At 67.9% G+C, this 20,471-nt stretch carries 17 protein-coding genes; 2 read left to right on the top strand and 15 right to left on the bottom strand.

Going from position 1 to position 20,471, the window contains the following annotated elements:
* Nucleotides 1–90: 90 nt before the first annotated feature.
* Genes FFS23_RS14300 through FFS23_RS14310 form a run of 3 tightly spaced genes read right to left on the bottom strand, consistent with a single transcriptional unit; the run spans nucleotide 91 to nucleotide 6,084 of the window.
* Nucleotides 91–1,665 carry an efflux transporter outer membrane subunit gene (locus FFS23_RS14300; RefSeq protein ID WP_171009502.1) on the bottom strand — a complete coding sequence of 525 codons (1,575 nt, stop codon included), beginning with the start codon at nucleotides 1,663–1,665 and terminating at the stop codon, nucleotides 91–93.
* A gap of 6 nt (nucleotides 1,666–1,671) precedes the next feature.
* Nucleotides 1,672–4,890 carry an efflux RND transporter permease subunit gene (locus FFS23_RS14305; RefSeq protein ID WP_137899130.1) on the bottom strand — a complete coding sequence of 1,073 codons (3,219 nt, stop codon included), beginning with the start codon at nucleotides 4,888–4,890 and terminating at the stop codon, nucleotides 1,672–1,674.
* A 6-nt stretch (nucleotides 4,891–4,896) separates the two neighbouring features.
* Complete coding sequence (locus FFS23_RS14310) at nucleotides 4,897–6,084, bottom strand: efflux RND transporter periplasmic adaptor subunit (RefSeq protein WP_137899131.1); 1,188 nt, start codon at nucleotides 6,082–6,084, stop codon at nucleotides 4,897–4,899.
* A 144-nt stretch (nucleotides 6,085–6,228) separates the two neighbouring features.
* Between FFS23_RS14310 and FFS23_RS14315 the strand changes: the two genes are divergently transcribed.
* A complete protein-coding gene (locus FFS23_RS14315; RefSeq protein WP_137899141.1) occupies nucleotides 6,229–6,819 on the top strand; it encodes a TetR/AcrR family transcriptional regulator in 591 nt (196 codons plus the stop codon).
* A 289-nt stretch (nucleotides 6,820–7,108) separates the two neighbouring features.
* Here the strand turns inward: FFS23_RS14315 and FFS23_RS14320 are convergent, their stop codons facing one another.
* The 6 genes from FFS23_RS14320 to FFS23_RS14345 all read right to left on the bottom strand — a co-directional run bounded on the left by FFS23_RS14320 (nucleotide 7,109) and on the right by FFS23_RS14345 (nucleotide 13,644).
* Nucleotides 7,109–8,437: a sigma-54-dependent transcriptional regulator gene (locus FFS23_RS14320; protein WP_137899132.1), complete on the bottom strand. Its 1,329-nt coding sequence runs from the start codon at nucleotides 8,435–8,437 to the stop codon at nucleotides 7,109–7,111.
* Nucleotides 8,434–10,194 (bottom strand): sensor histidine kinase, encoded by a 1,761-nt coding sequence (locus FFS23_RS14325; protein ID WP_212742983.1) that lies wholly within the window; start codon nucleotides 10,192–10,194, stop codon nucleotides 8,434–8,436. Before FFS23_RS14325 ends, FFS23_RS14320 begins: the two co-directional genes overlap by 4 nt.
* 5 nt (nucleotides 10,195–10,199) lie before the next feature.
* Nucleotides 10,200–10,826: a TetR/AcrR family transcriptional regulator gene (locus FFS23_RS14330; RefSeq protein WP_137899133.1), complete on the bottom strand. Its 627-nt coding sequence runs from the start codon at nucleotides 10,824–10,826 to the stop codon at nucleotides 10,200–10,202.
* Nucleotides 10,827–11,122: 296 nt separating this feature from the next.
* On the bottom strand, nucleotides 11,123–12,772 hold the full coding sequence (locus tag FFS23_RS14335) for an NAD(P)/FAD-dependent oxidoreductase (protein WP_137899134.1): 1,650 nt from the start codon (nucleotides 12,770–12,772) through the stop codon (nucleotides 11,123–11,125).
* A 51-nt stretch (nucleotides 12,773–12,823) separates the two neighbouring features.
* Nucleotides 12,824–13,123, bottom strand: coding sequence for a putative quinol monooxygenase (locus tag FFS23_RS14340; protein ID WP_137899135.1), 300 nt, complete (start codon nucleotides 13,121–13,123; stop codon nucleotides 12,824–12,826).
* Between the two features lie 59 nt (nucleotides 13,124–13,182).
* Nucleotides 13,183–13,644: an NUDIX domain-containing protein gene (locus FFS23_RS14345; protein ID WP_137899136.1), complete on the bottom strand. Its 462-nt coding sequence runs from the start codon at nucleotides 13,642–13,644 to the stop codon at nucleotides 13,183–13,185.
* A 78-nt stretch (nucleotides 13,645–13,722) separates the two neighbouring features.
* Here FFS23_RS14345 and dcd point away from each other — a divergent pair, with 78 nt between their 5' ends.
* Entirely contained in the window at nucleotides 13,723–14,277 is a 555-nt protein-coding gene (gene dcd / locus FFS23_RS14350) for a dCTP deaminase (RefSeq protein WP_137899137.1), read from the top strand.
* 254 nt (nucleotides 14,278–14,531) lie between these two features.
* Here the strand turns inward: dcd and FFS23_RS14355 are convergent, their stop codons facing one another.
* From FFS23_RS14355 to FFS23_RS14380, 6 genes are all read right to left on the bottom strand, one after another.
* Entirely contained in the window at nucleotides 14,532–14,876 is a 345-nt protein-coding gene (locus FFS23_RS14355; protein WP_137899138.1) for a tetratricopeptide repeat protein, read from the bottom strand.
* 88 nt (nucleotides 14,877–14,964) lie between these two features.
* Nucleotides 14,965–16,824: an ABC transporter ATP-binding protein gene (locus FFS23_RS14360; protein ID WP_137899139.1), complete on the bottom strand. Its 1,860-nt coding sequence runs from the start codon at nucleotides 16,822–16,824 to the stop codon at nucleotides 14,965–14,967.
* A gap of 1,211 nt (nucleotides 16,825–18,035) precedes the next feature.
* Nucleotides 18,036–18,464, bottom strand: a complete 429-nt coding sequence (locus FFS23_RS14365) for an ExbD/TolR family protein (protein ID WP_038663270.1) — start codon at nucleotides 18,462–18,464, stop codon at nucleotides 18,036–18,038.
* Between the two features lie 30 nt (nucleotides 18,465–18,494).
* Complete coding sequence (locus tag FFS23_RS14370) at nucleotides 18,495–18,974, bottom strand: ExbD/TolR family protein (RefSeq protein ID WP_038663274.1); 480 nt, start codon at nucleotides 18,972–18,974, stop codon at nucleotides 18,495–18,497.
* Between the two features lie 92 nt (nucleotides 18,975–19,066).
* Nucleotides 19,067–19,861 (bottom strand): MotA/TolQ/ExbB proton channel family protein, encoded by a 795-nt coding sequence (locus tag FFS23_RS14375; protein ID WP_038663276.1) that lies wholly within the window; start codon nucleotides 19,859–19,861, stop codon nucleotides 19,067–19,069.
* Between the two features lie 75 nt (nucleotides 19,862–19,936).
* Nucleotides 19,937–20,341 carry an energy transducer TonB gene (locus FFS23_RS14380; RefSeq protein WP_249340688.1) on the bottom strand — a complete coding sequence of 135 codons (405 nt, stop codon included), beginning with the start codon at nucleotides 20,339–20,341 and terminating at the stop codon, nucleotides 19,937–19,939.
* Nucleotides 20,342–20,471: the final 130 nt, after the last annotated feature.

Consider the following 20,471-nt stretch of genomic DNA (forward strand, 5'->3'; position numbering starts at 1 on the left):
TCTCCTTCCTTCGCGTCTTCGCGTCTTCGCGCGAATCACACCTACGACAGGCCGCCGTCCGGACGATGACCCATCGCCCGGACACCCCGTTCACCTGGCCGTTGTCGAAGCGGGACGCACCTGCGGATCGTCCACGTCCAGCCCGCCGCCGAGCGACCGATATACTTCCACCAGATTGCTGCCGCGGTTCAGCCGCGTCGTCACCAGCTGCTGCTGCGCGGCATAAGCGGTGCGTTGCGAGTCGAGCGTGGTCAGGAACGATTCCACCCCCGCCCGGTAGCGCGCATCCGAGATCCGCAGCGCAACGTTCGCCGCCTCGACGCGCGCGGTCTGCGCGGCGACCTGCTCGTCGATCGTGCCACGCTGCGCCAGCGCATCGGCGACTTCGCGGAACGCGGTCTGCACCGTCTTCTCGTAGGTCGACACCGCCGACTGCTGCTGCGCACGCGCCAGATCGACGTTGCCGCGCAGGCGGCCGCCGTCGAACAGCGGCAGCGAGACCGAGGGCGCACCGGTGTAGGTGAAGCTGCCGCCCGCAAACAGACCGCTGAGCGCGGTGCTGATCGTCCCCAGCGTCGCAGTCAGCGAGATGCGCGGGAACAGCGCGGCGCGCGCCGCACCGATATTGGCGTTTTGCGCGATGAGCTGATGCTCCGCCTGCAACACGTCCGGACGGCGCAGCAGCACATCGGAGGCGAGACCCGCCGGCAGCACCTGCAACGCGGCATCGCCATTGCCGAGGCCCTGCGGCAGCAACGGCGCGGCCACCGGCGCGCCGACGAGCAGGTCGAGCGCATTCTTGTCCTGCGCCACCCGCGTCTTGAGCACGGCGATGTCGTTGCGCGCGCCCTGATAGGTCGTCTCGGCCTGTCGTGCCTCGAGCTCCGACGCCACGCCGATGCGGAATTGCGCGCGGGTCAGTTCGAGCGATTGCGCGAACGAGGCCAGCGAGCGTTGCGAGATGGCGAGCTGGTCCTGATCCGATGCCAACGTCAGCCAGGCGGTGGCGATCTCGGCGATCAGGCTGATCCGCGTCGAGCGCTGTGCCTCCTCGGTGGCGAAATATTGCTCGAGCGCGGCGCGGTTGAGATTGCGCACCCGGCCGAACAGGTCGAGCTCGAACGCCGAGAAGCCGGCGTTGACCGAGTAGAATTCGAAGTTCGACGAACTCGAGCCCACGGTACCCGCGGTGCCCCCACCGGCATTCGATCCGGTGCCGCCGGTGCCGGTGCCCCCGGTACCGGTGCCACCCGTGCCCGTGCCGCCGGTACCGGTGCCCCCGCTTGCCGCGCCACCCAGCGTGCTCGCCGCACCCTGGATATTGTTGGTGTAGGTGCCCGACGCCGACAGCGTCGTCTGCGGCACCAGATCGGCGCGCTGGATGCGATATTGCGCCCGCGCCTGGAGCACGTTGGCCGCCGCGACGCGCAGGTCGCGGTTGTTCTCCAGCCCCAGCGCAATCGTGTTGCGCAGCCGTTCGTCGGTGAAGAAGTCGCGCCAGCCGATCTTGGTGACGTCGGGCGCGTCGGTCGCCGCCGCCGCATAGACGCCGCCCTGCGGCAGCGCCGCCGGCACTTCGCCCACCGGCCGGACGTATTTCGGCGCGAGGTTGCAGCCGGCGAGCGCGGTCGCGCCCAGCAGGCCGAGGAGGATCTTGCTCGTCATCACCACTCAGGCTCCCTGCGGCGCGGGCGTCGGCCCGTGCGCGCCGTCATCATGCGGACGCTCGTCGTCGGGACGATCGTCATGCCCCGCGTCCTTCGCACCGCGCTTGCCGTGCTCGTCGTGGCCGAACAGGCGGAGCACGACGACGAAGAACATCGGCACGAAGAAGATCGCGAGGATCGTCGCCGACAGCATGCCGCCGACCACCGCGCGGCCGATCGCATTCTGCCCGCCCGCGCCGGCGCCGGTCGAGATCGCCAGCGGCAGCACGCCGAAGATGAACGCCAGCGACGTCATCAGGATCGGGCGGAGGCGCAATTTGGCCGCCTCCACCGCGGCGTCGAAGGGTTTCATCCCCTCGTTGATCCGCTCCTCGGCGAATTCGACGATCAGGATCGCATTCTTCGCCGAGACGCCGATCGTCGTGATCAGGCCGACCTGCAGATAGATGTCGCTGTTGAGCCCGGTCAGCGTCGCGGCGAGCAACGCACCGATGATCCCCAAGGGCACCACCAGCATGACCGAGATCGGCACCGACCAGCTTTCGTACAGCGCGGCGAGGCAGAGGAAGACGATCAGCAGCGACAGGCCGTACAGAGCCGGTGCCTGGCCGCCGGACAGGCGCTCCTCATAGCTGAGGCCGGTCCATTCGAGCCCGGTGCCCGGCGGCAGCTTGGCGTGCATCGCCTCGATCGCCTTCATCGCCGCGCCCGACGACACGCCCGGTGCCGGCTGGCCGAGGATTTCCATCGACGGCAGGCCGTTATAGCGGGTGAGCTGCGCCGGGGCCTGCGCCCAGGCGATCGTCGAGAAGGCGGTGAACGGCGCCATCGTGCCGGTCTCGCTGCGCACGTAGAAGTTGCCGAGATCCTCGGGCTTCAGACGATAGGCCGTGTCCGCCTGGATATAGACGCGCTTGACGCGACCGCGATCGATGAAGTCGTTGACATAGGCGCCACCCCAGGCGGTCGAGATCGTATTGTTGACCGTGGTGAGGTCGAGCCCGAGCGCCCGCGCCTTGTCCTGATCGACCTCGATCTTGAGCTGCGGCGCGTCGTCGAGTGCGTTGGGACGCACGCCGGTCAGCGACTTGTCCTGCGACGCCATGCCGAGCAGCATGTTGCGCGCCGCGAGCAGCTTTTCGTGACCGATGCCCGCCTCGTCGACCAATTGCAGGTCGAAGCCGCTGGCATTGCCCAGTTCCTGCACCGCAGGCGGGATCACCGCGAAGATCAGTGCGTCCTTGAACTGCGAGAAGGCACCCATCGCCCGGCCCGCGATCGCCTGCGCCTTGTTGGCGGCGCCTTCACGATGCGACCATTCCTGCAACGGGATGAAGGCGATGCCGCTGTTCTGGCCCTGGCCGGCGAAGCTGAAGCCGTTGACGGTGAACACGCCCTGGACGTTGCCGCCCTCGTTCTTGAGGAAATGGTCCTTGATCGTGTCGAGGCCCTTCTGCGTCCGCGCGGTGGTGGCGCCCGGGGGCCCCTGCACCAGCGCGATCATGATCCCCTGATCCTCTTCGGGCAGGAAGCCGGTGGGCAGGCGGACGAACAGCACCGCCATGCCGACGACGATCAGCAGATAGACCAGCATCGACCGCTTCCAGCTGCGCGCGGTGCTGCGCACACCCTTCTCATACCGGTTCTGGCCGCGCTCGAACTTGTCGTTGAACCAGCGGAAGAAGCGGGCGAGCGGCCCGTTGCCCTCGGTCCGGCTCGGATCGTGCGGCTTGAGGATCGTCGCGCACAGCGCCGGCGTGAGGATCAGCGCGACCGTCACCGACAGCACCATCGCCGAGACGATCGTGATCGAGAACTGACGATAGATGACGCCGGTCGAGCCGCCGAAGAACGCCATCGGCAGGAACACCGCCGACAGCACCAGCGCGATGCCGACCAGCGCGCCGGTGATCTCGTCCATCGACTTGCGCGCCGCCTCCTTGGGGCTCAGCCCCTCGGTCTGGATCAGGCGTTCGACGTTCTCGACGACGACGATCGCGTCGTCGACCAAGAGGCCGATGGCGAGCACCATGCCGAACAGCGTCAGCGTGTTGATCGAGAAGCCCGCCGCGCTGAGGATCGCGAAGGTGCCGAGCAGCACCACCGGCACCGCGATCGTCGGGATCAGCGTCGCACGGAAGTTCTGCAGGAACAGGAACATCACGAGGAAGACGAGGATCACCGCCTCGATCAGCGTGTGGACGACCTGCTCCACCGACAGCCGCACGAACGGCGACGTGTCATAGGGGTAGATGACCTTGACGTCGGGCGGGAACTGCTTGGCGATGGCGTTGACGCGCGTCTTCACCGCCTCGACCGTGTCGAGCGCGTTGGCGCCCGGCGCCAGCTTGATGCCGATGCCCGAGGCGGGCTTGCCGTTCCACTGCGACGAGAAGCCGTAATTCTCCGCACCGATCGCGACGCGCGCGACGTCGCCGAGCCGCACCACCGAACCGTCGGTGTTGCTCTTCAACCGGATCGCGGCGAATTGCTCGGGCGAGGTCAGGCGCGATTCCACCGAGACGGTGGCGTTGAGCATCTGCTCCTTGGGGGCCGGCTGCGCGCCGATCTGGCCCGCAGACACCTGTGCGTTCTGCGCGGTGATCGCCGACGTCACGTCGGTCATCGTCAGCGCGTAATTGTTGAGCTTGATCGGATCGACCCAAATGCGCATCGCATATTGCGAGCCGAACACCTGCGTATCGCCGACGCCGTTCACACGGGCGAGCGGGTCCTGCAGCTTGGACGCGATATAGTCCGACAGGTCCGAATCGTTGTGCGTGCCGTTCTCGGAATAGAGGCCGACGAACATCAGGAAGTTCTGCGTCGCCTTGGCGACGATCAGCCCCTGACGCTGCACCTCCTGCGGCAACAGCGGCGTCGCCGCCTGCAATTTGTTCTGGACCTGGACCTGCGCGATGTCGGGATCGGTGCCCTGTTCGAAGGTCAGCGTGACGGTGACGGTGCCGGCCGAGGACGACGAGGAGGAGAAATAGCGAAGGTTGTCGATCCCCTTCATCTGCTGCTCGATGATCTGCGTTGTCGTATTTTCGAGCGTGGTCGCGTCGGCACCCGGATAGGTGGCGGTGATCGACACCGCGGGCGGCGCGATCGCCGGGAATTGCGCGATCGGCAGCGAGCGGATCGCGATGACGCCGGCGAGCATCAGGATGATCGCGATCACCCAGGCGAAGATCGGCCGGTCGATGAAATAGCGGGCCATGAGCGGTTACTTCGCCTGAGCTGCGGGCGCGCCGGCACCCTGGGGTGCGGCGGCCGGTTTGGCATTGGGATCCCAGGGCTTGCCCTGGACGGCCATGCCGGGACGCAGCATCATGCCGCCCTCGACGATGACCTTGTCGCCCGGCTTGATGCCGCCGGTGACGAGCCAATTGTCGCCGATCGTGCGGCTGGTCTGGAGCGTGCGCGGCTGCACCTTGCCGTCGTTGCCGATGACCATCGTCGTCGCCTGCCCCTTTTCGTCGCGGCTGACCGCACGCTGCGGCACCAGCAGCGCCTTGGCCTGCGTCCCCTCGACCAGCGAGGCGCGGACGAACATGCCGGGCAGCAACAGGCCCTGCGGATTGGGAAAGAGCGCGCGGATCGTCTGCGACCCCGTCGTCGGATCGACGGTGACGTCGGCGAAGCGCAGCGTCCCCTGCGCGCCATATTCGGTGCCGTCCTCGAGCGTCAGCTTGACGCGGGCGTTGCCGTCACGCGTCACCTGCCCGTTCATCACCTGCTGGCGCAGCTTGAGCAGGCCGGCACTCGACTGCTGGATGTCGACATAGATCGGGTCGAGCCGCTGGATCGTCGCCAGCGCCTGCGTCTGCGACGCGGAGACGAGCGCACCGGTGGTGGACAGCGAGCGGCCAATCCGCCCGGAGATCGGCGCGCGGATGGTCGTTCGGCCCAGATCGATCTGCGCGGTACGCAGCGCGGCCTGCTGCGCGGCGACGTCAGCCTGCGCCTGCTGCGCGCTGGTCTGCGAATTCTCATATTCCTGGCGGGCGATCGCGTTGATCTTGACCAGTTCGCCATAGCGGCGGGCCAGCGCCGCGGTCGACGCGATGTTCGCCCGGGCACGGGCCAGCGCGGCGCGCGCGCTGGCGACCTGCGCCTCATAGGGCGCCGGGTCGATGCTGTAGAGCGGCTGCCCGGCGCGCACCATGTCGCCTTCGGTGAACAGGCGCTTGAGGATCAGGCCGTTGACCTGCGGACGCACGTCCGACGTCTCATAGGCCGTGGTCCGCCCCGGCAGTTCCGTGGTCAGCGTCACCGGCTGTTCACGTACCACGAGGTAACCGACCTGCGGCGGGCCTTGCGGCGCCTGCTGCTGCTGCTCGTTGCCGCCGCCGCACGCCGCCAATGCCAGTGCCAACGCAAGCACCGCCACCCCGTGTCGCATATTCGCCATGCAAATTGTCCGCTAGTAAGAATGTGAGTGATCGATCACTCACGCCCTGCTACAACCAGTGATGAACAGGCGTCAAGGCATGCCGACGAGGATGGAATGATCGACTCGAATATTTGTTGCGGTGCACAACGAAACAATGCGGAAATGCGTCGATATCGGGTCATTGAGGCGGCTCGCAAGCTGTTCATCGAAAACGGCTTCCATGGCACTGGCATCGCCCAGATCGCGCGCGAATCGGGCGTCGCGGTGGGCCAGTTGTACCGCGATTTCTCCGCCAAGGAGGATATCGTCGCCGCGATCGTCAATTCGGACTGCCGGTCGTTCCTCGCGGCCGATTCGCTCCGCCGTGCCATTCAGGACGGGGATGCGCACGCCGTGCGCGACTGGATCCATCAACTGGTGACGCCGGGCGAGGACGACGGCGATCCGCGGCTGTTCGCCGAAATCCTCGCCGAGGCGGCGCGCAACACCCGCATCGCGGCGGTGTTCAACGCCACGCATCGCGACGTGCGTGAACTGATGCTCAATGCGCTCGAGATGCTGGCACCGGGCGCGGCGCTTGCCGAGCGACGGTCAGCGGTGACCGACGTCATTCTCATCATGTCGCTTGGCATGCTGCACCACGGCATGATGCACTCCGGCGAGGACGATTCGACGCTGGTCGCGGCGCTGACCGCGACGATCGACCGCGACATCGACTCGCTGCGCCGCGCGGCCTCGGCGATGGCGGCCTAGGCCGAGGCAAGTCCTCCCCCCGCCGGAGCGATATCGCATACGGACGCTCGTGCGAGCCGGTCGTCTTCCAAGCTTACCCCGTCACCCCGGACTTGTTCCGGGGTCCACCCTGCGGCGAGGAGAAAGGCTTGATTTGGCACCGTTCTCTCGCGGCCCGGTGGACCCCGGAACGTGTCCGGGGTGACGAATTTGATGAGGAAACCGATCGAGCCTCATCACCGCAACCATATCCGATAGCCCTGCCCGCCAGGGGGAGGAATTTTTCCAACACCCTGAATGTCGCTCGTGCCTAAGTGCCCTGCCGGCGGAACGCATCGGGGTCGATGCCGTAGCGGCCGAGCTTGTAATACAACGTCTTGCGCGGGATGCCGAGCAGCTCGACCGCCTTGACGACGTTACCGGCGCTGGCGCGCAACGCGTCGACGATCACCCGCGTTTCGAATTCGGCGACCCGGCTCGGCAGGTCCTGCCGGTCTTCCCCGGGGGCGTCGTCCGCGGCCAGGACGCAGGCGAAGGCGTAATTGCGCAGTTCGCGCACATTGCCCGGCCAGCCATGCGCCAGCACGTGATGCCGCTCGGCCTCCCCGATCGCATGATCCGGCCGCGCCAGCGCCTCGCGCGCCTGATCGACGAAGGCGGCGAACAGCAGCATCCGGTCGTGCTCGCGCTCGCGCAATGGCGGCAGGTGCAGCCGCGTGATCGCCAGCCGATGGTACAGGTCGCCGCGGAACCGCCCCGCCGCCGCCGCCGCCGCGAGATCGCCGCGGCTCGTCGCGACGACGCGCAGATTGACCGCCTCGGCGCGCTCGGCGCCGATCGGCTGCACCTCGCGCTCCTCGATGACGCGCAGCAGCGCCGCCTGGATCGCCGGCGACAGATCGTCGACCGCATCGAGCAACAATGTGCCGCCGCTCGATGCGACGACGGCGCCGACGCGCGACAGCCGCGTATGCGCGACGCTGTCGGCGGCATGACCGAACAGATCGGCCGCGCCGCCGTCTTCGGTCAGCGTGGTGCAGTCGACCGCGACGAACGGCCGCGCCCGGCGCGGCCCGAGCCGGTGCAGCAGCAGCGCCGCCAGCTCCTTGCCCGTCCCCGTCTCGCCCTCGACCAGCACGTCGAGATCCGCCGTCGCCAGCCGCTCGATCGCGCCGCGCAACCGCACCATCGCCGCACTCTCGCCGATCAATGGACTGTCCGTCTCGCCCGCCGCGAGCGCGGCGCGCAGCCGGCGGTTCTCGATCACCAGCGCGCGCCGCTCCAGCGCCCGCGCGATCGCGGCGACGAGATGATCGGTAGCGAACGGCTTGGTCAGGAAGTCGAACGCGCCGTCACGCAGCGCCGCCACCGCCATCGGCACGTCGCCGTGGCCGGTGACGAGGATCACCGGCAGGTCCTTGTCGAGCGCGCGGACGCGGGCGAGCAATTGCAGCCCGTCGATCCGCGGCATGCGGATATCGGAGACGATGACCCCGTCGAAATCGGCCGGCAGCGCGGCGAGCGCCGCCTCCGCCCCGGCGAAGGCGCGCACCGACAGGCCGGCCAGCTCCAGCGCCTGCACCGTCGCGAAGCGCAGCGCCTCGTCATCCTCGACGAACAGGACGCTCTGCTCGCTCATGCCAGCCGCAGCGTCAGCAGGAAGGTCGCGCCGGGGCCGTCCGGCGCCAGCGCCAGCTCGCCCCCGAATTCGCGCGCGATATCGCGGGCGATGGCGAGGCCGAGCCCCAGCCCCTCGGGCTTGGCGGAGGCGAAGGGGGTGAACAGCGTCTCGTCGAGGCTCGGGTCGATGCCGGGTCCGGTGTCGGCGATGCGGACGATCACCTGATCCTCCTCCAGCACGGCGTCGATCGTCACGCGGCGCGGGTCGCGCCCCGCCACGGCGTCGAGCGCATTGCCGATCACATTGACCAGAATCTGCTCCAGCCGGATGCGGTCGGCGATGACGCGGCGTGCGCGCAGATCGTCGGCGACCGCATCGACCACGACGCCACGCGCGCGCTCGCCGATCAGCAGCATCGTCCCCTCGATCGCCGCGCCCAGCGTCGGTGCGCCGCGCGACGGCGTGCGGCGGCGGGCGAAGGCGCGCAATTCGCCGGTGATCGTCGCGATCCGGTCGGTCAGGTCGACGATCCGGCCGAGGTTCTCGCGCGCGCGATCGGCGCCGCCCCGATCGAGCAGGATCGCGCCATTTTCCGCAAAGGTGCGGATCGCGGCCAGCGGCTGGTTGATCTCATGCGCGACGCCGGCGGTGATCTGGCCGAGCGAGCCGAGCCGGTTGGCCTGCGCCAGTTCCTCGCGCGCGGCGCGGAAGCGGCGGTCCGCCTCGCCGCGTTCCTGCGATTCGACGATCAACCGCGCATTGGCCTCACGCAGTTCGGCGGTGCGCCGCACCACTTCGCGTTCGAGCGATTCGCGCGCCCGCGCCTGCGACCGGCGCCGGTTGGCGGCGCGCAGGCCGATGCCGCCGGCGATGCCGACCAGCAGGAGGAGCGCCAGTCCCCACAGCGCCGCCTGCGCGCGTGCCGCGGCGAGCAACGGCCGCAGCGGCGTCAAATGCAACACCCGGCTGCCGGCGAGCGGCGCCGCCACCGCGGCGATGCGATAGCGCACCATCCGCCCATCCTGCCGCACGCGGATATCGCGACCGTTGGCGACGAAGGCGAGCGTCGCCGGCGGCGACTCGCCGAACTGGCGCGACCGCCGCAGCGCTTCCCGCGTCGCGGCATCGACCGGCCGGGTCGGGTGGAATCGCCAGCCGGGCACGCTGGTGACGAGGATCAGTCCACGCGCGTCGGTGAGGATCGTCGCCCCGGCCGATTGCGCCCATTCGCGTTCCAACCGGTCGAACTCGACCTTGACGACGATCACACCGAGCGCGCGGCCCTCGCGATCGATCCGCCGCGCCAGATACAGGCCCGGCCGCCCGCTCACCGTGCCGAGCGCGAACAATTCGGAGGCACCGCGCGCCATCGCCTCGGCGACATAGCGGCGGAAGGTATAATCCTGTCCGACGAAGCTGGTCGGCAAGCGCCAGTTGCTCGCCGCAACCGCGCGACCGCGCGCATCGATGGCGTAGAGCGCCGCGGCATCGGTGCGCGCGGCGAGCAGCTCCAGCGTCTCGTCGAGGCCGTGCACCGCCGCCGCGTCACCGCCGGCGAGCGCTCGCGGCACGTCGGGATATTCGGCGAGGACCAGCGGCAGCAGCCGGAATTTCTGCAATTCGCTGGCGAGCAGCCCGGCGTGGGTCCGTGCCAGCGTCGTCGCCTCGCGGTCGGCGGCGGTGCGCGCCGCGCCCTCCGCCCAGTGCGCACCGGCCGCGACGACCAGCGCGACCAGCCCGGCCACCAGCAGCAGCCACGTCAGCCGCCGCGGCACGCGGCCTAGCGGGTCGGCCAGATCGCCAGACTGGTCTCGACCAGCCGTTCCAGATCGGCGCGGCTCGCGCCCGATCCGGCCTGCACCGCCAGCCCCTGCAGCAGCGCGTAGAGATAGCAGGTCAGCCCGGTGACATCGACGTGCGCGGGCAGATCGCCCTCCGCCTTGGCCCGCTCGAACCGTTCGACGAGCGCCGCCTGCGACGAGGCGCGCCGCGCGATCACGTCCGCCTTGATCGAATCGGCCTCCGCCCCGCACGGCATCGCGCTGATCACGCCGAGACAGCCCTTGGGATCGCCGCACTGGCTGGTCTGCATCGCGAGGGCGCCGCGCATGAAGCATTCGGCGACGCCGCGCGCGGTCGGCTGTTCGAGCGCCTGGCGGGTATAAGCGAGCTTCTCCGCCTCGTAGAGGTCGAGCGCCTTGTGGAACAGCGCTTCCTTGTTGCCGAACGCGGCATAGAGGCTCGGCCGGGTGATCCCCATCGCGTCGGTCAGATCGGCGAGCGAGGCACCTTCATAGCCCTTGCTCCAGAACACGCGCAGCGCCGCGGCGAGCGCGGCATCGGTGCAGAACTCGCGCGGCCGCCCCTTGAGGGGCAGCGGTGCCGGATCGGCGTGCGAGAGGGTCATGCTTTCCATATCGCTTAGTATAGAACTCGCCGATGGCACAAACAAGGCAGTTGCGGACTGAAACCTTTTGCCCGCTTCTGAACGACTTCGCGCGAAATCGTCACCCCCAGGGATTCGTCACCCCGGACTTGTTCCGGGGTCCACCTTGCGGCGGTGAGAACGGCCAGAGCCTCTTGCCATGCCTTTGCGGATCGGTGGACCCCGGAACAAGTCCGGGGTGACGGGCAAGGTGGGGCAGCCGCGGACCCGATGTAAGCGCGCCGCCGCACACCTACGTGCGCGCCTCGTGCGAAACCCTAAGCCGCGTCGGCCAGCGCCGGCCGCATGCCCATCAAATCGCGCGCCACCGCCTCGGCGATCTTGATGCCGTCGACCGCTGCCGACAGGATGCCGCCGGCATAGCCCGCCCCCTCGCCGGCCGGATACAGGCCGGCGGTGGTGACGCTCTGGAAATCGTCGCCGCGCGTGATCCGCACCGGCGACGAGGTGCGCGTCTCGACCCCGGTCATCACCGCATCGGGATGGTCGTAGCCCGGAATCTGCTGGCCGAACGCCACCAGCGCCTCGCGCATCGCGGTCACCGCGAAATCGGGCAGGCAGTCGGCGAGATCGGTAAGGTGCACCCCCGGCCGGTACGACGGGATGACATTGCCCAGCCGCGTCGACGGCCGCCCGGCAAGGAAGTCGCCGAGCCGCTGCGCCGGCGCCTTGTACGCACCGCCACCGACCTCGAACGCGCGCGTCTCCCAATGCCGCTGCAAGGCGATGCCCGCGAGCGGATCGCCGGGATAGTCGCGCGCGGGATCGATGCCGACGACGATCCCCGAATTGGCGTTGCGCTCGTTGCGCGAATATTGGCTCATGCCGTTGGTCGCGACGCGCCCCGGCTCGGAGGTGGCGGCGACCACCGTCCCGCCCGGACACATACAGAAACTGTAGACCGTCCGCCCGTTCCTGCAATGGTGCGACAGGCTGTAGGCCGCCGCGCCGAGATCGGGATGGCCGGCGCACGGGCCGAACCGCGCCTCGTCGATCCAGCTTTGCGGATGCTCGATCCGCACCCCGATCGAGAACGGCTTGGCTTCGAGGAACACGCCGCGCTCGTGCAGCATGTGGAAGGTGTCGCGCGCGCTATGGCCGAGCGCGAGCACCACCGGCCCTTCGGTGTCCAGCCGCTCGCCGGTCTGCAAGCGCAGGCCGCAGACGCGGCGTTTGCCCGCAGCATCGGTAGCGATCTCCAGATCGTCGACGCGATGCTGGAAGCGATATTCGCCGCCCAGCGCCTCGACGGTCGCGCGCATGCTTTCGACCATCGTGACGAGGCGGAAGGTGCCGATATGCGGATGCGCTTCGGTGAGGATCTCGGGCGGTGCGCCGGCTTTGACGAACTCGGTCAGCACCTTGCGGCCGAGATGGCGCGGATCCTTGATCTGGCTCCACAATTTGCCGTCGGAGAAAGTGCCGGCGCCGCCCTCGCCGAACTGGACGTTCGACTCGGGGTTGAGCTCGCTGCGCCGCCACAGGCCCCAGGTGTCCTTGGTCCGCTCGCGCACCACCTTGCCGCGATCGAGGATGATCGGCCGGAACCCCATCTGCGCGAGGATCAGCCCGGCGAACAGCCCGCACGGCCCCGCGCCGACCACCACCGGCCGCGGCCCGCCATAGCCGGCGGGCGCCTTCGTCACGAAGCGATAGCCAGTGTCCGGCGTCGGGTTGACGTGGCGGTCGCGCTTGAACCGGGCGAGCAGCGGCGCCTCGTTCTTGACGGTGACGTCGACCGAGTAGACGAAATGGATGTCCATCTTGTCGCGCGCGTCGTGCGCGCGCCGCGCCACGGTGTAGCGGACGAGATCGCGCGGCGTGATGCGCAGCCGGTTGCGGATCGCGGCCGCCAGCGCCTCCTCGGGATGGTTGAGGGGCAGCTTCAATTCGGTGATGCGGAGCATGGCGCGTGATAGCGGATTGCGGGCGATGCGGCCAGCGGGGTCGGGCCGGCCCTACCCTGCCACATCCACCGCCTCGGTGACGATGATCTCCGGCCGCGCCGCGGCCAGATCGCGCGCCGCCAGCCCGAACGCCTTGAAATGCGCCGATTGCATATGCGCCGCCACCGCCGCCTGATCGGCGTACAGCTCGTTGAAGACGAAGCGCCGCGCGCCCTCGGTCTCGCGCCACAGCTCGTACTGGAGCGTTCCCGGCTCGGCGCGCGACGCGGCGACGCAGGTCTTCGCCGCGGCGACGAATGCCTCTTCCTGTCCGGGCTTCACCGAGACGAATGCGACCACCTTGAGTGCCATAACGGATATCCCTGTGTTGCGGACGGCGACCGTGGGCGCGTTCCCCTGACGCGGCAAGCCTACCAGCGGCCATCCGGTGCCGCGACGCCACGATGTTCGGCGATCCGCCGCGCCGTCGCCGGCGACACGCCCGCGGGCAGCGCGTCAAGCGCGAAGAAGCGCGCCTCGGCCAGTTCGACCGCATCCGCCACCGGCGCATCGCCGGTCGTGCCGCGGAACAGGAAGACGGTGTCGCGCCTGCCTTCCGCGCGCGCCTCGTAGCGCCCCGCTTCCGTCACGGCGGCGAGCCGACACGCGGTTTCCTCCGCCAGCTCGCGCACCGCCGCCGCGGCGGGCGTCTCGCGCCGCGCGATGCCGCCGCCGGGCAGCATCCACAGATCCGACCGGCCGTAGCGATGCCGGACCAGCAACAACCGGCCGTCGGGGTCGAATGCCATTACCTTGACGCCCCGCGTCCGCCAGCCGACCAGCGCCATCGTCCGGCGGCGCAGGCGGTGGGCGAGATCGATCAGCGGGCGCATCGCGACAGTCTAGGCGACTGCGCCGACGCTTGCCACCTCGCCCCGAACCGGCAAAAGGGCGCGACGAAGGGGACCATCATGACCGTCATGTCAGACCGCTGGATTCGCGAACGCGCGCTTGCCGATGCGATGATCGAACCGTTCGTCGAATCGCAGCGGCGCGACGGCTGCATCAGTTATGGCCTGTCGAGCTACGGCTATGACGCCCGCGTTGCCGACGAATTCAAGGTGTTCACCAATATCGACAGCGTCATCGTCGATCCGAAGGACTTCGCCTCGAACAGCTTCGTCGACCGCAAGACCGACGTGTGCATCATCCCGCCGAACAGCTTCGCGCTGGCGCGGACGGTGGAATATTTCCGCGTGCCGCGCGACGTGCTCGTGATCTGCCTCGGCAAGTCGACCTATGCGCGCTGCGGGATCATCGTCAACGTAACGCCGCTCGAGCCCGGCTGGGAGGGGCATGTCACGCTGGAATTCTCCAACACCACGCCGCTGCCCGCGAAGATCTATGCCAATGAGGGCGCGTGCCAGTTCCTGTTCCTGCGCGGCAACGAGCCGTGCGAGGTGAGCTACGCCGACCGCGCGGGCAAATATATGGGGCAGCGCGGGGTCACCCTGCCGCGGCTCTGAGGGGGCGGGACGACGTCTCATCCACTCCGACACCCCGGGCTCGGATCAAACCTCTGCGACAGCCCACCCGTGCTCCTGCGAACGCAGGAGCCCAGGAGTCCGGAACGCCATTAGCTGTTATTCTGCTTGGCCCTGGGTTCCTGCTTTCGCAGGAACACTGCACCTAACCGAGTGGCCGAGTAGATCTTCGCAAAAGTCCCAACTCGTTCAGCGATGACGGTGCATTCGGAATAAACCGAACGCACCCCCTGCGCTCAGCGCGTCGCTATCCGCGTCTGCAGCCGTGACAAACCGCGCGTCGCGATATCGTGCGACGACACCACCGCGCCATCGGGCATGTCCATCGCCACCGCCGGGCGCTGCAGCACGTCGTCATACAGCGTGCGCGCATCCGCGGCGCGGCCGATCCGCGCATAGGCGACCGCCAGATTGAGCATCAACTCGGGGCGATCCGGAAAAATCCGCCGCTCCGCCTCGATCCGTTTCGCCGCCGCGGTGAAATCGCCCGCGGTGATCGCCTGATAGCCCGTCCGGTCCGTGGCCAGTGCTGGCGTCGTCAGGCATGCACCCGCCAGCAGCGTCGCGACAATCATACGCATTGCATCGTCTCCTTCTCCCGCCTGAACGGCAGGTTTCACTTTTGTGACACTGTTGTGTCACTTCAGAGACATGGATGCAAGCGGCCGATCAGGTCCTTTCGGTCACCCCCTGCCAGGCGTTGCGCACCATCCGCCCGAGATGCTCGCGGCTCTTGTCGGAAAGGTGGCGCAGCCGCTCGCCGGCGGCGGAGATGCCGGTGCTGCGATCGAGTCCCTCGACCTGCATCACCCACAATTGCCGGAACGCGCCGCCCTTCTGGCGGAGCAGATGCTGCGGCGGCCCGTCCTCGACGACGCGGCCGTCGACCAGCACGACGACGCGATCGAAGCCCGCGATCGTCGACAGCCGGTGCGCGACCGCGATCACCGTGCGATTCTCGATGAGCGCCTCGAGCCCGTTCTGTACCTCGAGTTCCGACTCGGAATCGAGCGCCGAGGTCGCCTCGTCGAGCAGCACGACGCGCGCATTCTTGAGGAAGGCGCGGGCGATGCCGATCCGCTGGCGCTGGCCGCCCGACAAATTGGTGCCGCGCTCGCCTACGATACTGTCATAGCCGTGCGGCAGGCGGCGGATGAAATCGTCGCAACCGGCGGTCTGCGCCGCGCGATAGACCTCCTCGTCGCTCGCATCCGGCTTGGCGAAGCGGATATTCTCCATCACCGAGCGGTGGAACAGCATCACCTCCTGCGGCACCACCGCGAGCGCGTCGCGCAGGCTTTCCTGCGTCACCTCGCGGATATCCTGGCCGTCGATCGCGACATGGCCGCCCTGCGGATCGTGGAAGCGCTGGATGAGCTGGAGCAGCGAGGATTTGCCCGCACCGGACGGTCCGACGATGCCGACCTTCTGCCCCGCCGGGATGACCAGCGACAGATCGTGCAGCACCGGATGCGAAGGATCGTAGCCGAAGGTGACGTGCGACAGCTCCACCCGCCCCTCGCCGACGCGCAGCCGACTGGCGTGATCGGCGTCGCTCAGCGTCTGCGGCACGCCGATGATGTCGAGCGTCTCGCGCAGATAGCTGAACTGCTGGCTGGTATCGATCAGCGCCATCGCGAGATCGCGCGAACCGTGCAGGATGCGGAAGGTCATCGTGCTGATCACGACGACGTCGCCGGTCGAGATCGCATGCGCCGACCAGCGCCCGATCGCCCAGATCAGCGTGCCCCCGACGAGGATCGCGAGCGCGAGGTCGTGCAGCCCGCGCATCTGTTCGACGAAGAACCAGCCGCGGCGTTGCGCGCTCGCCTCATCGTCGAGGAAGCCCTGCAATCGCGACAATTCGCGCCGGTGCGCGGCGAAGGCCTTCACCACCCAGATGTTGCCGATCAGGTCGACCAGCTCGCCGCCGACGGTGCCGGCATGTTCGGCGAACGCCTTGTGGTGGACGTGCCCCTGCAGCCCGAGCACCACCAGGACCACGGTGACGATCACGAACACCACGCCGAGCACCAGCGCCATGCCCGGATCGATGCTGACGAAGATGATCATCGCCCCGACGAAGGCGATCAGCGGCGGCGTCACCTCCTGGAGCAGGCGGTGGACGATCGCGCCGAAGATCCCCGCCAGCCCCGACACGCGATGGCCGAGCGAGCCGGCGCGCTGATTCTGGAAGAAGGGCATCTGATGCCCGGTGAGATAATCGACCATGTCGAGCCGGATATCGACCCCCGACACCACCGTGGCATGACCGAGCGTCAGCGCCGCGGCGCGCTGCAACGCGCTCTCCAGCACCACCAGCGCGAGGAAGGCGCCGAGAAAGGTATAGACCGCGGCACGGATGCGATCCGAGCCGGTCATCGCGTCGATCAGCAGCTTCAACGCATATTGCACCCCGATCGAGCTGACCGACGAACCCGCAACGAGCAGGCCGAGCAGCAGGAAGGTCCAGGGGCGGACGCGGATATAGTGGAGCAGGAACCGGAACGGGCTGCGGAGATAAGGCACGGCAGAGGTCTCCCGGATATGTCCCGATGTTGCGCCGCAGCAACGATCTTGGCAATCCGGTTGAGGCAAGGGGATGGAATGGCCGGACAGGTGCCGGACGCTGTGTCTCGGTCGCCGCCCGGCACGTCTGGCCTGCTTCTCACGGCGACCATCGATGGTCAGGTCTGCGCCGTTGTCCTTTCAACGCCCAAACCGGCACCGTCCGCCTGCTTGAAAATCGCTAGGCTGGAAGCGGCCTAACCGGATCGAGGCCGAGCGTGTCGACCTAGGGTCAATCGACATTCAGGCAAAATCCTCCCTGTCAGGTCAAGGACGTACGCTACGACGATGAATGTCGGTCGGGACTAGGCAGGGCTATACGCACGCCTGATCAGGGTGTTGCGACGGTACTCATATCCCCGTCATGCCGGACTTGATCCGGCATCCCGCTTCTTCGGACCGCCTGAAGAATCGGGACCCCGGCGCAAGGCGGGGCTGACGGAATGAGGTTGAAAAGTCGTCCCAAACCACCCCGTCACCCCGGACTCGTTCCGGGGTCCACCCCGCGGCGAGGAGAAAGGCTCGATCCGACACCGTTCCCTTGCAGCCCGGCGGACCCCGGAACGAGTCCGGAATGACGAAACCGGTAAGGAAAGCGATCGAGCCTCGTCACCATAGTCATATGCGATAGCCCTGCCCTCGCGCGCGAACGCCATGGCGGAATGTCGATCGGCCAAACATGAGCCGCGGGCGGACAGCCTCGCTCACGATCACGATGCCGCCGGCTTTGGTGATGGTCGAACCGAGACTATCCGGAAGATAGCCCGCTAATCGGGCACAACGTCGTCGGACGTATCGTCGTACACGAGGCGAAGAAGGCTGGGTTCACGCAGAGGCGCGGAGGCGCGGAGTGTCTCGCCCGGCCAAGCCTCACCTATCACTTCATCGTCGCAAGGTAACGGGCCGCGGCTAAAGCGAACGCAACACCTCTGCGTCCTCCGCGCCTCCGCGCGACTCATTCTTTCTTCTTCTGCAAATCCCGTTCCGTCACCGGCTGCTGCCCTGCGCACGCACGCCTCTCGTTGTTCGTTCCGACGCGCAGCCTGTCGCCCTTCGCCACAGCGTCGCGCACATCCGTGACGCCCGCGGCTCCCCAACCGCCCCCCACCCCCCGAACGCAAAAAGGGCGGCTCCTTGCGGAACCGCCCTTGTCATCCGTCATCCGATCGCGATCAGAAGTCGTTGCGATACTGTTCGTTGCCGATGAAACCGAGCTTGGTCACCGCCGAGCGCTTGATCACCGCCAGCGTCTGGTCGACCTTGTCGTACTTCGCCGCCGGATCGGGCTGGAAGTGCAGCTCCGGTTCCGGGTTGATCGCCGCAGCGGCGTCCAGATAGGTGCGCAGCGTCACCTCGTCGACGGGAACGCCGTTCCAAGACACCGTGCCCGCGGCATCGATGATGATCTTGTTCTTCTGCGGGTCGACCGGCGGCTTGACGTTCCGCGGGTCATTGACCGGCAGATCGACCTTGACCGCATGCGTCGGGATGGGAAGCGTGATGATGAACATGATGAGGAGCACGAGCATGACGTCGATCAACGGCGTCGTGTTCATTTCCATCATCGGCTCGCCATCTTCCGAGCCACCACTCATTGCCATGTCAGATACTCCTGGGTCGGGCGGGGCGGATTAGCCACCCGCGGGCGGCGGCTGCGAGATGAAGCCGACCTTGGCGAAGCCGGCCTGCTGCATCGTGTAGACCGTGCCGCCGATGCACTTGTACGGGGTGTTGACGTCACCGCGGATATGGACTTCCGGCAGTTCGAGATCGGGGTTGCCTGCGCCACCCTGACGGTCGATCTCCAGCTTCAGCTTGTCGACCGCGCGGGTCAGCAGGTCCTTGCTGGTGATCGGCGACGTGCCCCAATAGACCAGGCAGCTGCCGTCCGGCTTGGTCGTCACCGACAGCAGGACGTTCTCGGGCTTGGTCGTCGTCGGATCGAAACGGACCTTGGGCAGGACGATGCCCTTGACCGTCTGGATCGCCACCGGAACGGCGATCAGGAAGATGATCAGAAGCACCAGCATCACGTCCACGAGGGGCGTGGTGTTGATGTCCGACAAGGGTTTTTCGGAGGAACCTCCTCCTCCGCCAGCGCTCATCGCCATGTGCGAGCTATCCTATCCATTCAATCTAGCCGGCGACCGAACGTCGCCGGCCGGTCGCGGGGCCGCCCGGAGACGGCCCCGCAGCCTTATCGTTACGGGCGGGTCTGCACGCCACCGGTCTGGCCGGCGGTCGTGGTCGCCGCGGCCGGCTTCACCGGCGCCTTCGAAACCGGCGCACCGGCGATCGTCGGCTTGACCGCACCGTTCGAGGCGAGGAAGCCCAGCACGTCGTTCGAGAAGGCCGACAGGTCTTCCGCGATCGACTTGTTGCGACGCTGCAGCCAGTTGTAGGCGAGCACGGCGGGAACCGCGACGACGAGGCCGAGCGCGGTCATGATGAGCGCCTCACCGACCGGACCGGCGACCTTGTCGATCGAGGGATCGCCCGACGCGCCGATCTTGATCAGCGCGCGGTAGATGCCGACCACGGTACCGAACAGACCGATGAACGGTGCGGTCGCGCCGACCGTCGCGAGGAAGGCGAGACCGCCGCCCAGCTTCGAGTTGATCGCCGCTTCCGAACGGGCGAGCGAACCGTGCAGCCAGTCGTGCGCCTCGACCGGATCGGTCAGCTTGGCGTGCTGGTCCTGCGCCTGCAGGCCGTCGTCGACGAGCTGCTTGTACGCCGAGTTCTTCTCGAGCTTGGCGGCACCTTCGCGCAGGTTCGGCGAGCTCCAGAAGCCCTGGCGGACGCGCTTCGCCTGGTTGATGATCTTCTGCTGCTCGAACAGCTTCGAGAACAGGATGTAGAACGACACGATCGACATGATCACGAGGATCGTGAACACCGACTGCGAGATGAGGCCGCCTTCCTTCAGAGCGGCCTGGAGGCCGAACTGGTTTTCGGCTGCCGCGGTGCCGCCGGCCGCGAGAATGGTGGTGAGCATTGGGATTTCGTCCTTATCAAACGGTGTAGAAGTTCGGGGAGGATCCGCCCGCCGTCGCGGCGGGCGGAGACCGCATCATTCCTTCGGGATCTTCCAGACCACGCGCCGCGACTGGGTGGTCGAGAGCGGGTTGCCGGCCACGTCGGTCGCCGGGGAGTAGCGTCCCCGCCGGGTGATCGCGGCGCATGCCGCCCGGTCCAGCGCGGTCGAACCGCTCGACTGGGTGGTGTGGCAGTTTTCGACGCGCCCCTGCGTATTGATCGTCCAGGCGATCACGCTGGTGCCTTCCTCGTTGTTGCGCAGCGAGCTCGGCGGGTAGTCGTCGTTCGTGATCCAGTCCGCGGGGTTGCCCTTGGCACCCGCTGCCTTGCTGACCGTCGAGACGGCCGGCGGCGCAGGCGGAGCCGGCGGTGCCGGCGGCGCAGCGATCGGCGTCAGATTGACGGCGGGCGGCGGCGTCGAAACCGTCTGGATCACCACGGGCGGCGGATTCGGATTCCGCCCGCCGTCGCGGCGGGCGGAGACCGCATCATTCCTTCGGGATCTTCCAGACCACGCGCCGCGACTGGGTGGTCGAGAGCGGGTTGCCGGCCACGTCGGTCGCCGGGGA

It is taken from the genome of Sphingomonas sp. 2SG (assembly GCF_005503285.1).
GTDB classification, from domain to species: domain Bacteria; phylum Pseudomonadota; class Alphaproteobacteria; order Sphingomonadales; family Sphingomonadaceae; genus Sphingomonas; species Sphingomonas taxi.